Origin of the sequence: Blautia coccoides, assembly GCF_034355335.1 — a bacterium.
Taxonomy (GTDB): domain Bacteria; phylum Bacillota; class Clostridia; order Lachnospirales; family Lachnospiraceae; genus Blautia; species Blautia producta.
The window spans coordinates 1,860,106-1,872,946 of sequence record NZ_CP136422.1 but is presented as its reverse complement, the minus strand read 5'-3'; the positions used below and the strand labels follow the sequence as shown (position 1 = coordinate 1,872,946).

General features: G+C 47.7%; 12 protein-coding genes. 1 reads left to right on the top strand and 11 read right to left on the bottom strand.

Going from position 1 to position 12,841, the window contains the following annotated elements:
* Position 1: 1 nt before the first annotated feature.
* The 9 genes from nikC to BLCOC_RS08160 form a co-directional block, all read right to left on the bottom strand.
* Positions 2-844, bottom strand: coding sequence for a nickel transporter permease (nikC, locus tag BLCOC_RS08200; protein ID WP_115624970.1), 843 nt, complete (start codon positions 842-844; stop codon positions 2-4).
* Positions 841-1,788 (bottom strand): nickel ABC transporter permease, encoded by a 948-nt coding sequence (gene nikB, locus BLCOC_RS08195; RefSeq protein WP_115624969.1) that lies wholly within the window; start codon positions 1,786-1,788, stop codon positions 841-843. Before nikB ends, nikC begins: the two co-directional genes overlap by 4 nt.
* Entirely contained in the window at positions 1,785-3,497 is a 1,713-nt protein-coding gene (locus tag BLCOC_RS08190) for a M14 family metallopeptidase (protein WP_115624968.1), read from the bottom strand. The genes nikB and BLCOC_RS08190 overlap by 4 nt, the downstream gene beginning before the upstream one ends.
* Positions 3,490-4,263, bottom strand: a complete 774-nt coding sequence (locus BLCOC_RS08185; protein WP_207660203.1) for a class I SAM-dependent methyltransferase — start codon at positions 4,261-4,263, stop codon at positions 3,490-3,492. The genes BLCOC_RS08190 and BLCOC_RS08185 overlap by 8 nt, the downstream gene beginning before the upstream one ends.
* A gap of 219 nt (positions 4,264-4,482) precedes the next feature.
* Positions 4,483-4,854: a RidA family protein gene (locus tag BLCOC_RS08180; RefSeq protein ID WP_115625566.1), complete on the bottom strand. Its 372-nt coding sequence runs from the start codon at positions 4,852-4,854 to the stop codon at positions 4,483-4,485.
* A gap of 147 nt (positions 4,855-5,001) precedes the next feature.
* Positions 5,002-6,129, bottom strand: a complete 1,128-nt coding sequence (locus BLCOC_RS08175) for a Gfo/Idh/MocA family protein (RefSeq protein WP_115624966.1) — start codon at positions 6,127-6,129, stop codon at positions 5,002-5,004.
* A complete protein-coding gene (locus BLCOC_RS08170; RefSeq protein ID WP_115624965.1) occupies positions 6,117-6,878 on the bottom strand; it encodes a hydroxypyruvate isomerase family protein in 762 nt (253 codons plus the stop codon). Before BLCOC_RS08170 ends, BLCOC_RS08175 begins: the two co-directional genes overlap by 13 nt.
* Before the next feature lie 18 nt (positions 6,879-6,896).
* Positions 6,897-7,943, bottom strand: coding sequence for a zinc-dependent alcohol dehydrogenase (locus BLCOC_RS08165; RefSeq protein ID WP_242999063.1), 1,047 nt, complete (start codon positions 7,941-7,943; stop codon positions 6,897-6,899).
* Positions 7,944-8,021: 78 nt separating this feature from the next.
* Complete coding sequence (locus BLCOC_RS08160; protein ID WP_115624964.1) at positions 8,022-9,407, bottom strand: extracellular solute-binding protein; 1,386 nt, start codon at positions 9,405-9,407, stop codon at positions 8,022-8,024.
* A gap of 261 nt (positions 9,408-9,668) precedes the next feature.
* Between BLCOC_RS08160 and BLCOC_RS08155 the strand changes: the two genes are divergently transcribed.
* Positions 9,669-10,844 (top strand): IS110 family RNA-guided transposase, encoded by a 1,176-nt coding sequence (locus BLCOC_RS08155; RefSeq protein WP_115622538.1) that lies wholly within the window; start codon positions 9,669-9,671, stop codon positions 10,842-10,844.
* 169 nt (positions 10,845-11,013) lie between these two features.
* On the opposite strand, the gene BLCOC_RS08150 is transcribed toward BLCOC_RS08155, so the two are convergent.
* A complete protein-coding gene (locus BLCOC_RS08150; protein WP_115624963.1) occupies positions 11,014-11,865 on the bottom strand; it encodes a carbohydrate ABC transporter permease in 852 nt (283 codons plus the stop codon).
* Positions 11,866-11,883: 18 nt separating this feature from the next.
* Positions 11,884-12,813, bottom strand: coding sequence for a carbohydrate ABC transporter permease (locus BLCOC_RS08145; RefSeq protein WP_018593647.1), 930 nt, complete (start codon positions 12,811-12,813; stop codon positions 11,884-11,886).
* Positions 12,814-12,841 lie beyond the last annotated feature (28 nt).

The following is a 12,841-nucleotide window of genomic DNA, read 5'->3' as shown; positions in this document are numbered from 1 at the left end:
ACTAATCTCCTTTTCTTTTCTGTTTTTTATTTCCGCGGGGATCCATAACGTCCCTCACGGTATCGCCTAACAGATTAAATAACATAACTGTGAAAAATATTGCAAAACCCGGGGCAAGGATCACCCAGGGAGACGTCTGAAGCATACTCCTTCCACTGCTCATCATAGATCCCCACTCTGCTATAGGGGGAACTGCTCCCAGTCCCAAAAAGGACAGGCCCGCGATCTCCATCATCATAGTACCGATATCCAGGACACCGGTGATAAGGATCGGTCCTGCAATATTTGGCAGCATATGCTTTCCGATGATCTTCCACGTTTTGCAGCCTGACAACCGGGCTGCCGCGATAAAAGGCGCTTCTTTCAGGGTCATCACCTGGCTTCTGGCGATCCTGGCAAATTTCGGCCAGGATATACATGCCAGCGCAGCCACTGCATTGATAACCCCTCCCCCGGTAACCCCTGCCACCGCAATAGCAAAAACCATTCCCGGAAATGCCAGAAAGATATCGGAGATCCTCATGAGCACAGTGTCCGTTTTTCCTCCCTTATATCCGCAAAATACCCCTATAACAGTTCCCACTGCCATAATGATGAGCACCAGCGCCAGAGAGGAAAAGATTGTTGTCTGTCCTCCCATGATCACCCGGGAAAGCATATCTCTTCCGTATCGGTCTGTCCCCAATAAATGCGCCCCTCCCGGCGGCTGAAGCGCATGTTCCAAATCCTGTGCATAAGGATCATAGGGCACAATGTATTGGGCAAAAACTGCGGCCAAAAGCAGAAGTCCCACTAATACAGCCAAAATAACACATTTCAGTTTTGTATGGTCTCTCTTCCTCATCCGGCTTCCTCCTGTCCCATGCGGATCCTTGGGTCCAGACAGCAGTAAATGATATCTGTAACAAGATTCACCAGCACATAAATGACAGCCATCCAGATGACATACGCCTGGATCACCGGATAATCACGCATAGTTATGGCATCGACAGCCATTTTCCCTACACCGTCCCACATAAATATGGACTCGACAATGGCTGTCCCTCCCAGCAGGGAACCGATGGATAACGCCAGAAGTGTGACGATGGTCAGCATAGATGCTTTCAGCACACTGAAATATAATATTTTATTTTCCTGTACCCCCCGTGCCCTTGCCCCCTGTACATACTCTTTATTCAGCTCCTCCAGCACTGCGGCACGCACCTGTCTGGTGTATTTTGCCGCCATTGCAAGAGCCAGGGTAAGCGTTGGCAGGATAATACTCTTCCATCCCTGGGTGTTTCCCATAACCGGAAACCAGCCAAGCTTCAGGGCGAAAAAATAGATCAGCAGCAAAGACACAAAAAAGTTCGGAAGGGAATTTCCGATAAAACTGAAAAAGCGTATCAGATAATCCCAAAAGCTGTTCTGCTTTACAGCCGATAGGATTCCAAAAGGAATCGAGATCAATACAGTCAGCAAAACAGATGTGACGGCCAGCGCCATCGTGGCCGGAAGCTTTGATACAAAAGTTGTAAATACAGGCTGTCCCGATACAAAGGATTTCCCCATATCACCTGTGAGCACACCTTTCAGCCACACCACATACTGCTCGGGAAGAGGCTTATCCAGTCCCAGTTCTTCCCTCGCCGCAGCTTTCTCAACCTCAGACATAGACCCCCCTGTATTCTGCTCCATTACATCAATGGCATCCATGGAAGACGTCTGCATTAAAATAAAGGACAGCAAAGTGATCCCTATCAGGATCGGAATAAGCTGCAGAAGCCTTTTTATTATGTACTTTCTCATCCTCTCATCCCTTGTCCACTCTTTCCCGCGCATATCATAAACATAGGCGTGGGGTTATAGAATTCATCCTTCTCTCTATAGATCCGCCTGCTGATCCCCAAATCTATGGAAAACTCCTCCATTCCCATCTGCCCCAGCGTCTCCACATCCCAGGCCGGGCGGACACGGGAACTGATGGGAAGCTGGCGCTTGATCTCCTCACACTCCTGCATCATTTCATTCCCGAGGGTGTGATGTGCATGGCTTTTTGGCAGTTCTGATGTATCTGCAAAATTACTGGCACCATAATTGGCATCAAAATTCAAAAGGATTCCCTCCGCCTTCAGTACCCTTTTCCACTCCGCGTAAGCCTCCTTTACATGGGGCAGCGTCCAGGTCAGATTCCTGGAGATAACAACATCAAAGCTGTTATCTTCAAATTCCAGCTTCTCCGCATCCATGACCAGAAAACGGCAGGAGACCTTTTCTTCCTCTGCAAGCTGTTTGGAATTGACGATCATCTCCGGGGTCAGATCTGTCCCTGTCACTTCGTGCCCTTGTTTTGCCAAAAGAATGGAAAAGAAACCTGAGCCGCATCCCACGTCCAGAATTTTTAATTTCTTACCTTTTGGAAGCCTCTGGCAAATTTCCTGCAGCCAGCGCTCTGCGAGAGGGCTTTTCAGTTCTCTCCGCCTCTGCTCCATAAAGCTCTCGCTGCGCTTTGCCCAGTATTCTGTGATCCTCTCTTTTCTGTCATCAAAGTTCTTGACGATTCTTCCGTAAGCAATCATAGGGCCGTTTTCCAGAACCTGCAGACTGCCTGTCTGACACAGGATAACACCGTCGCATTCCGCACGGCAGACCTCCATCACATTCCCCTCATAGTCCTTTACAATACCCAGAACCTCCCCGCCCTGGATCATATCTCCCGGCGTCTTATAGGGATACCAGCAGCCAGTGGCAGACGCGGCTTGATATCTGATATCCACCACGTCAAGAGGATAGTAGACACGGTAGTCTCTCTGCCCATCATAAATACCCAGTGAACATAGAATGTTCCGCACATCCCTTCTGGTGGAACGGACCTCCTCCATGGTCCAGCCGCCCATGCCGCCTCTCTCTATGAGGATACCGGGAATCCCCGTATGTGCCGCATAATTATAAGCTCCGCCTGTGGCAACCGTGGACCGAACCATATAGGGCACATCCACCTGCTCTGCCATCTTTCTTGACATTGCCACAACAGATTCCTCTGCCCTCCCCGCATAATACACATAGGGGGTGAGCTGTTCGTAATCGTCGCCGCTGTGCAGGTCAATGCAGAAATCAGCCGCAGGAAACAATTCTTTTGTGATCGCCCATGCAAGCTGCTGTGTGGCCGTCCCTTCCGGATCTCCGGGAAATTCCCGGTTCAGGTTTTTCTTATCCTCCACGCCCAAACTTCCGCCTCTGCACTCAAAGGCATCCCTGCATATGACTTTTACAAGGATGATCCTTCCGTTGATCTTCTCTGTTTTTAGTTTTTCCGAAAGTTCAATGGCTGCCTGGATGCCCACATATTCTCCTGCGTGAACTCCTGACATGATGAGAACCGTCTTACCCGGTTTCTCACCGTTTAGGATGGTCACAGGCAGCTTGAATCTTCCCTCTGCCAGTTCCAGAAAACCACTGCATCTCTCCCCCGGCTCTGCCTTTATATTTCCCAAAATAAATGTTTCCTTATTAAACATAGACTTTGCTGTCCCCTTTCTGCGCGTTGATCATAAACATAGGTGTTGATCCGTAATTCAGTTTTTCTTCCCTGCTCCATACCCTGTCCCACACTTCCGTATCTGTGCGTACCTTTGCAAATCCTGTGTTTTTCAATATCTCCCAATCCCATTCAGGACGCATCCTGGCGGAGAGGGGCATCTGAAGGGCGATCTGCTCCATAGCGTCAATATCTGTGCACAGGTAATGGTCATCCAGGCTTAACTGCTCCACATTTTTCCTATCCTGTTCATAGGCCTCCCGCTTTTTCTCATCATAGAGATATCCGTACCAGTTGGCGTCAAAATTCAGAAGCTTTCCGCCCGGCTTCAGCACCCGGTGCCATTCTTTATAGGCCTGTTCCGGCTTTTCCAAGTTCCAGGTCAGGTTTCTGGAGATCACCACATCAAATGTGTTGTCCTCAAACTCCAGATTCTGAGCATCCATCCGGTAAAAATTTATTTTTTCACACAGACTTCCCGCATTTTCCATAGCCTTCTCCAGCATTTCACGGGTGTAATCCACGGCTGTAACCATATATCCTGCCCCTGCCAGAATAATGGGGAAAAATCCCGGGCCGGTGCCAATGTCCAGTATTTTTATCTCTTCTTTGGGCAGCCTTGGAAATTCTCCCTCCAGCAATTCCAGCCAGGCCTCCTTTTGATTTCCCTCCAGTTCCTTGTGGTTCACTTCCGAATATCCTTCTGTGCGCGTGCTCCAGTATCTCTCTATTTTCTCCAATAACATTTCTATAATTCCATCCTTTTCGCTAAGATATTTCTATTTTCGTAACTGTTCGATCCTATCACAGCCACTGTTTTCCTACTTTTCTACTTTACCAAAACAAAAAAAATGCCACAAGCCCCGTGGGGGGATTATGGCATTCTTCCAGACAAAAAAATATTATCCTATTGTTTTATTTTGCGCCCCGTATCTCTGCGGACACGGTATGCACAGCAAATCTGCTTAAATTTCAGCGATTGCCTCCACTTCACACAGTACATTCTTAGGCAGTGTCTTTACTGCTACGCAGGAACGTGCCGGTTTGCCTGTGAAATATTTTCCATATACCTCATTAAATGATGCAAAGTTGCCCATATCTGACAGAAAACAGGTTGTCTTAACTGTTTTCTCATAGCTGCTTCCCGCCTCTTTGAGCACCTCGCCCAGATTCTTCATCACCTGTTCTGCCTGCTCCTCAATGGTCATTGCTGTAATTTCGCCTGTGGCCGGGTCAATGGGGATCTGACCGGAAGTGAATACCACTCCGTTTAAAATCATTGCCTGTGAATATGGTCCGATCGCTGCCGGAGCCTTGTCAGTGCTTACTACCTTCATAAAAATATCTCCCTTCTGAAATACAAATCCTCCCCCTTTTCCAAAATCACATCTGTCCATACACACTCTGACAGTTATGAACAGACATCCGTATTGGTTATTCAGGGGAATGTATATATTATACGTTTCTAAAAGGGAACGGTCAAGCTAAAGTAGCGCACTTTCCTCTGTATGTCCCCAGAATCCATTCCCTATATATCCCTCGGGGAGCGGCTCCGGAACCGTAAATACCGTTTTCATGTTATATGTGTTTCCCGTCTCCAGGCTCTCTGTCATTCCCTGTGCTGCCTCCAATACATGGAGCGCCATCTCTTTGCCCGCTCTGTGGGGCCGTCCTTTCCGAATAGCCCAGGCCATCTCCGCTGCCCCCAGCCCCCGGGATTGTTCCCGGTATCCGTGTGTATAGGGAAGGACAGCCGGCGGGTTCCCTGTTTTTTGAAGGGTTGTTTTCCCCTCAAAGGTATTGGGATCGCCCAGCGTCAGAATCCCTTTACTGCCGCACAGCTCTAAATGAAAGGTCTCCTCCGCTATACATGCCCCATTTAAATGGAAGGTTACCAGTGTCCCACAGGCAAATTCCAGCAGGGCTGTGAGTACGTTACAGTCCTCCACAGTAAACTCTTTTTCAAAGAGCGGCCCTCCCACTCTGTTTCCGTGCCTCACAGGATTTCTTTTTTTTCCAAAGGCGCTGATCCGTTCAATGGGTCCAAGGATACTGCACAGGGCTGTCAGGTAATAACAGCCCATATCATACAGGATAGATCCGCCTTTCCGGTTCAGATGCGGAAGGATTTCTCCCAACAGGCTGTAATCCCTGGTGAGGGACACAATACCGCTTATGATCTCCCCTGCCAGTCCCCGGCGGACCGCATCGGCAGCAGTCTGAAGCCCTCCGCCCAAAAATGTGTCCGGCGCTGCGCCCAGGCGTACCTGATGCAGATCTGCCTGACGGCAGAGTTCCAGTCCCTCCTCAAAGGTGACTGCCAGCATTTTTTCCGAAAATACATGCTTTCCCGCCTCTATTGCCTGAAGTGTGAGAGTATAGTGGACCGACGGATTTGTCAGGTTCACCACCAGTTCTATGCTGCTGTCTTCCAGGATTTCCTGCCACTGCATAGGACGGATGCCGTATTTTTTTGCCGTGTGCTCCATCTTTTCCCGGTCTATATCTGAGCAGGCTGTAAGTTCTATGACGCGGAATTTCTCCTGAAACGCCTGAAGGTATACCTCACTGATAACCCCGCAGCCCACTACCGCAGTTCTCACTCTTTCCATCCTGACACCTTCTTTGCATAGACAAGTCCTGCCTCCGGCGCATCCTCCGGGAAATATTCCAGTCCCATATATCCTTCATACGCTTCGTTCTCTATTGCCTGGAAAACATAAGGGTAATTGATCTCCGACTGATACAACTCATGCCGTCCCGGATTGCCTGCCGCATGAAAATGGCCTATGCAGGGAAGGTACTTCTGTATCCTGCGGATCAGATCGCCTTCTGTGATCTGCTGATGGTAGATGTCAAACAGCATTTTCACATTCGGACTGCCCACTTCCTTTAGGATCTCTGCCGCCTCATCCGAGCCGGAAAGGAAGTACCCCTGATGATCCACTCTCAGATTCAGCGGCTCCACCACCAAGGTGACCCCCTTCCTTTCCAGAATAGGCGCGCAGGCTTTCAGTCCTTCTATCAGAGATTTTTTCTGTATTTCCCGGTCCTTTCCTGTATCTGCCCCGGTCTGTGTGATCAGGCATCTGCAATTTAAACGCTCTGCGATTTCCAGCGTTTCCTCCAGTCCCTTCACATAATCCCCCCGAAGCAGCGGGTCTGTGAGGCTGATAAACTTAGTACAAAAGGCAGCAACCCGGAATCCCTTTTTCTTCTGATATTGGGCAAGCTTCTGTATATCCTTATCCTCCCAGCCCCAAAATTCAATGGTATCCAGCCCATTTGCCATCACATCATCAATGGCGGCCGTGATGTCTTTCCCTGCATAGACTGCGTCTATACACACAGAAATTTTCAAATTTTTTTCCTCCTTTTATCAGTACGTAAACATAACCTGTATCACTTGTCCGGGATCTTTGTCAATAACCTTGTACGCATGGGCTATGTCTTCATATGGAAATCTGTCCATGAGATTATCTGTTTTCAAATGTCTCAAAATCTCTATACAGGCCTCCACTCTCCGCCCATAATTCCACAGATTGGAAAAGGAAGGGTCCACAGCCCCTGTCTGTGACTGCTTTATGCCTATCCTGTTATGATGGAATTCCTCCGACAGATTTACATCCGCCATCGCTCCCTGGTACCAGGCCAGTGCTGTCACTGTGGTATCCGGCGCCGCAATGCGTATGGCCTCATTGAGGGCTTTTGCGTTACCGGAGGCTTCTATCACCTTGTCTGCCCCTCGGTTACCTGTAAGCCTGCGTATCTCCAGAGCCACATCCTGTTCCGATGGGTCAAAGACCCGGTCACAGCCGTTCTCCAGAGCAGCCGCTCTTCTCTTTTCTATCATATCGATTCCATACACCTTGTGTGCACCGCTCATACGGGCCATCTGTACCAGGAGCTGCCCTAGTACGCCCAGACCGCTGATCACCACAACATCCCCCAGATTTATATGAGTATCCATGATTCCATTATACGCCGTGATCAGGTTGGTGAGCAAGATGCCTTTTTCCGGCGGGATATCTTTTGGAAGTACAACCGCATCCTCTGCGTTGATCACATTCTCCTCCTGGTGGGGCGCACTGCAAGCCACAATGTCTCCTCCTTTGATTCCCTTTACCGCTTTTCCTGTCTCGACCACCTCCCCAACGGAGGCATATCCCATATACCATACACCGGGGTCAAAGCTTCTGATGGGATATTCCCAGGTCTCATCCTCCCCTGCCGCTAAAAACAGGCGGGTATCCGGATCCTGCTTTTTCCTGAAAAACGGGGCAAGCCCTCTGTATACATTCATCTCTGTCCCATGGCTGACGCCGGAGCATAAGGATTTTAATCTGATCTGATCCTCCTTCATAGGCAGCTTTGGCATTTCAATCACCTTTAGCTGTCTTGGTCCCTCATACATGATCGCTTTCATAATTTTTAGTCCTTTCTTTTTTCTCTTGTCCGCAGCCGGGCAGACACCCAAAGTCCTCCCGGCTGCTTCCCTGCGGGGTCAATATCCGATTTCCTGCAGGCCTTTCATACACTTCTCAATGGCACTTTCAATATCTGTGCCGTTGACAACTTCTGAACACATTTTCGGAATAGGTCCGTCCGGCCATGCATCCAGCTGGCTCCATGTTGTGAGAGGCATATCACCTGCCTGGGAGCGTTTTGAAGTCTCCACATAGGCATTCAGCCATGCATCCTCTGTAAAATAGGAATCCTTCATAACATTTACATTAGAATTAAGAAGGGAAAGCTGCTTGCTCAGGTAGAGCTGAACCTCCTCGCTGCAAAAATATTTCACCCATTCCTTGGCCGCATCCGGGTATTGTGTGGTCTTAAAAACTGCAATGGGAGCGGAGAAGGCAATGGCATGGTTCTCATTTTCCGCCCCTGTTGCAGTGGGGAGCGGGGCTGCGGCAAACTTACCCTCCATCTGGGGTGCAGAACTTAAAATGGATGTCCTGTTGTCTGCTGCACCGCCGAACACCATAGACACATTGCCCCCCATGAATTCCGTCAGGGCATCATAGGATGCATCCACACTGCTGTTGCAGATCTTGTATTTATTGATACAGTCTGATAAAAACTGAAGGGATTTCTTACCCTCTTCGCTGTTGAAGGTAAACTCGGAAAAATCTTCACTCATCATCTTCCCGCCGCTCTGGGCCAGCATGGAAAACCAGGACTGGTCATATCGGCCCATATCTGAATACCAGGCAAGGCCTGCATGGGTAATGTTTCCGCTGTCATCTGTCTCGGTGAGCTTTTCGGCGGTCTCGATCAATTCATCCCAGGTCTCCGGGGCTTTTGTGATCCCTGCTTTTTCAAAGTCTTCTGTGTTGTAGATCAGCGCACGTGTGTCAAATCTCCACAGAACGCCATACCAGTCTCCATCCACACAGGCCTCATCTTTTCCTGCTGAGTACCAGGTATCCTCCCCGCCCAGCTCTTGGATCACATCATTGATCTCCATAAGTCCGTAATCATCAGAACTCATCTCCACAAAAGAGTTTGTGAAAAATACATCTCCCACATCAGGCGCTTCCCCGCCGGTACAGGCCAGTGTCAGTTTCTGATTGGCACTGCCCCAGTCGTTGATCACATAGTTCACCTGGATCCCTGTCTTTTCAAGAAAATCCGAGGTCACCTTGTCCATGGCTTCCGTCTGGTTGGAGGGGTCATTGCCATAACTCTGCATCCAGAAGGTAAGCTCTGTGCCGTCATATGGCTTTTCTTTTGCCGCGCTGCCTTCCTCTGCCGCGGCATTGCCATCCGCCTCCTCTTTTTTTGTCTCTGCAGTCTCCTGGGCAGCCTCCTTTCCGCATGCGGACAGCATCCCCGCTGTCATCACTGCTGTCAGGCCAAGCGCCAGCCATTTCTTTTCTCTCATACTTTTTTCCTCCTACTATTATATAAAGTCATAGTCTTTCTTTACCTTTTCTACAGGTTTGACTATGCTATTTTAAGATACTGTGGATTGGTTATCACCTCCTACCACTTGATGGTTTAAAAAAGGCTCCAACCACAGTCTCTTTGTTTATTTGTTAATCAGTTAGTTACCGCATGACGGTTTATCAAGAAGTAGGTTACGATTGCAAGGAGCCCTGTGGATCTTAAGACAGTATCAATACTTTATATCAGGAGGTCCTATATGATTTACGTAGGAATTGATGTCGCAAAAGATAAGCATGATTGCTTTATCACAAACTCTGATGGCGAAGTCCTTTTCAAGGCTTTTACCATCAAAAACAATCTCGATGGGTTCGACGAGCTTTATCAGAAAATAGAATCCGTTATGGAAGATGCTTCTAAAGTAAAAGTAGGCCTAGAAGCCACTGGACACTATAGTTACAATCTTCTCGGATATCTGCTTGATAAAGGTCTGGCCACCTTTGTTATCAACCCGTTACATACTAATCTGTACAGAAAAAGTCTAAGCCTTAGACAGACGAAAACGGATAAAGTTGATGCCCATACAATTGCTTCTATGCTAATGTCTGACGTGAACTTAAAGTCCTACTCAGACACATCGTATCACAACGAAGAGCTTAAGTCACTTACTCGCTATCGTTTTGATAAAGTTAAAGAACGCGCGAAGCTTAAAACATCTATATCCCGTCTTGTATGTATCCTTTTCCCTGAGTTAGAAAAGCTTGTTCCAACACTTCATCAGAATTCTGTTTATGAGTTACTCTACGAATTTCCTGGTGCAAAACAGGTAGCTAATGCACATCTCACAAGACTTTCAAATCTTCTTGAAACCGCATCTAAAGGCCACTACACAAAAGAAACCTCTATCGCTTTTAGAGAGGCTGCAAGAACCTCTATCGGTTCAAATATGCCAGCTAAATCGCTTGAATTAAAGCACACCATTAAGCTCATTAGAGAGCTAGATTCTGAAATCGAAGAGATTGAAAACGAGATTAAAGTCATCATGGATGAAATCAATTCTCCAATCCTTAGCATTCCTGGAATCAGCTATCGAATGGGTGCCATGATTATTGCTGAAATAGGTGACTTTAGCCAATTCGACTCTCCAGATAAGATCCTTGCTTATGCAGGAATGTCGCCTTCTACCTATCAATCCGGCCAGTTAGATAACTGTTATGCCAGAATGGAAAAACGTGGTTCTAGATACCTTAGATATGCTCTGTTTAATGCAACCGCATATGTTTGTCTATGGGATCCAACCTACAAGGCTTATCTTGCCAAGAAACGAGCTGAAGGCAAGCATTACTATGTTGCAATGTCTCACGCGACCAAGAAACTAGTTCGGCTAATTTATCATCTCGAACGCACTGGACAGCAATACCAAAAAGCAATCTAATTCTTCCAACATCATATCTTCTTGTCAGAGCATCATACTCGATGCTCTATTTGTCATGCAATTTTCAAGGTACTGATTGCGATGAATAAGTCATCGCCACTATACTCAAAACATCTCTGTTTTTGAAACTATTTATTGACTTTCTTTAATAGTTAGTCTTTTTTTATTGTTAACCCTTGACCGCTCCTGCAGCAAGTCCGCTGATCAAATATTTCTGCAGAAACGCAAAAATTATTACCGCCGGCAGTGTTATAAAAATTCCCGCCGTCATGGTGAGTGCCAGCTTTGTATTTGCCCCGTACTGTCCTATAAAATCATAGACTCCCACTGACACAGGTTTCAGTTTATTATTAGATAAAAGGATGCTCGCCCACATATATTCGTTCCACGCCAGTATAAACGCAAAAATCGCAGTGGAAATGATCCCCGGCACAGAAATCGGCAGACAGATCCTGAAAAATGTCCCAAACTGGCTGCAGCCGTCCACACGCGCGCTCTCCTCGATCTCTCTTGGAATGGCAGCGTCAAAATATCCTTTGATCATCAGGGTACAAAAGGGAACCGCCCAGACGGTATAGGCAATGATAAGCCCTCTATATGTATTGGTCATCCCCATGTTAAACATAATGAAATATAGGCTTATCATGGTCACGATCCCCGGTATCAATTGTGTGCAGAGCATCAGCACAAGGGAGATTTTCTGTGCCCTTCTCCTGATATATCTGCTGATACTGTATCCGCACAGAGTGGCAAAAACCACGCTCACCGCTGTGACTGCCACGGACACAACAAAAGAATTCCTCATATAAGATCCCAGCGGAATAGACTGCCAGACTCTGGAGAAATTGTCCAGAGAGATCCTGGAGGGCAGAAGCGTTGCCGGGGAAATCATAACCTCCTCCGTGGGCTTCACCGCTGTCACCACCATCCAGTAATATGGAAGCAGAACAAACGCGCTGATAATGATCAATGACAGGTAATGCCGAAATATCTCACCTGTTTTCTTTACCTTCTTCCTCATTTTCTTCACCCCCTGCCGTCAGCTTATTTCTTTCAGAGATGAACGGATATAGACAACTGCCGGAACCAGGGCAATGCACATCATGATCACACTGACCGCTGACGCATATCCGTATCTGAAATTTGTAAATGCCTGCTGGTATACTTCCACAGCCAGCAGCTTAGTCAGCCCCAAAGGCCCGCCCTGTGTCACCATATAACTGATATTAAAGTTATTAAACTGCCAGATCAGCTCCAACAGCACAGACACGGATATGACCGGCCTGATACATGGGACTGTGATCTTCCAAAAGCTTTTTATCTTTCCCGCTCCGTCCATAGTGGCGGCCTCATACAGCTCCTTAGGCACAGTCTGCAGTCCGGCAATAAACATCACCATGAGGAAGGGGAAAATGGACCACACATTTATGAGCGTGATCATAATGAGCGGCACCGAGAGAAAACCGAAATACGTCTGTGTACTCTCCAGAAAGCTCACCGGCACCTTCACAATTCCCAGCTTCAGCAAAATAGAATTCAGAGGGCTGAAGTTTGCACTCAGTATGGTCCTCCACACAAAGGAGGCCACCAGAGGAGGCGTCACCCAGGGAATCAGAAACATCGCCCGGAAAAAGCCGCGTCCGGGATACGGCTTGATCAACTTCACGGCAATGAACATAGCAAGCGCCACCCCCAGGATCAAAGACACTGCCGCAAAAAACAATGTATTGAAGATCACCTGCCAGGTATCCGGATTTTTAAGAGCCGTCCCGTAATTGGACAGTCCTATAAAAGATACCGTTTTTTTCAAAAGCTGTTTGTCAAAAAAAGACATCCACATAGTCTTTAATGTGGGATATACCGATACCAGCAAAACAGCCGCTGCTGCGGGAAGCAGCATGAGAAGCGGCGTATGTTTATCCAGTTTCTCCACCCCGTTTTTCTTATCTTTCCTTCCTTTTTCAGTCATCGTACCCTTCCTTCTCCAATATCCGCCC

What these genes read in the sequence shown, in the direction of transcription:
- nikC (WP_115624970.1), bottom strand. Translation starts at nt 844, where the DNA reads ATGAGGAAGAGAGACCATACAAAACTGAAATGTGTTATTTTGGCTGTA.
- nikB (WP_115624969.1), bottom strand. Translation starts at nt 1,788, where the DNA reads ATGAGAAAGTACATAATAAAAAGGCTTCTGCAGCTTATTCCGATCCTG.
- BLCOC_RS08190 (WP_115624968.1), bottom strand. Translation starts at nt 3,497, where the DNA reads ATGTTTAATAAGGAAACATTTATTTTGGGAAATATAAAGGCAGAGCCG.
- BLCOC_RS08185 (WP_207660203.1), bottom strand. Translation starts at nt 4,263, where the DNA reads ATGTTATTGGAGAAAATAGAGAGATACTGGAGCACGCGCACAGAAGGA.
- BLCOC_RS08180 (WP_115625566.1), bottom strand. Translation starts at nt 4,854, where the DNA reads ATGAAGGTAGTAAGCACTGACAAGGCTCCGGCAGCGATCGGACCATAT.
- BLCOC_RS08175 (WP_115624966.1), bottom strand. Translation starts at nt 6,129, where the DNA reads ATGGAAAGAGTGAGAACTGCGGTAGTGGGCTGCGGGGTTATCAGTGAG.
- BLCOC_RS08165 (WP_242999063.1), bottom strand. Translation starts at nt 7,943, where the DNA reads ATGAAAGCGATCATGTATGAGGGACCAAGACAGCTAAAGGTGATTGAA.
- BLCOC_RS08160 (WP_115624964.1), bottom strand. Translation starts at nt 9,407, where the DNA reads ATGAGAGAAAAGAAATGGCTGGCGCTTGGCCTGACAGCAGTGATGACA.
- BLCOC_RS08155 (WP_115622538.1), top strand. Translation starts at nt 9,669, where the DNA reads ATGATTTACGTAGGAATTGATGTCGCAAAAGATAAGCATGATTGCTTT.
- BLCOC_RS08150 (WP_115624963.1), bottom strand. Translation starts at nt 11,865, where the DNA reads ATGAGGAAGAAGGTAAAGAAAACAGGTGAGATATTTCGGCATTACCTG.
- BLCOC_RS08145 (WP_018593647.1), bottom strand. Translation starts at nt 12,813, where the DNA reads ATGACTGAAAAAGGAAGGAAAGATAAGAAAAACGGGGTGGAGAAACTG.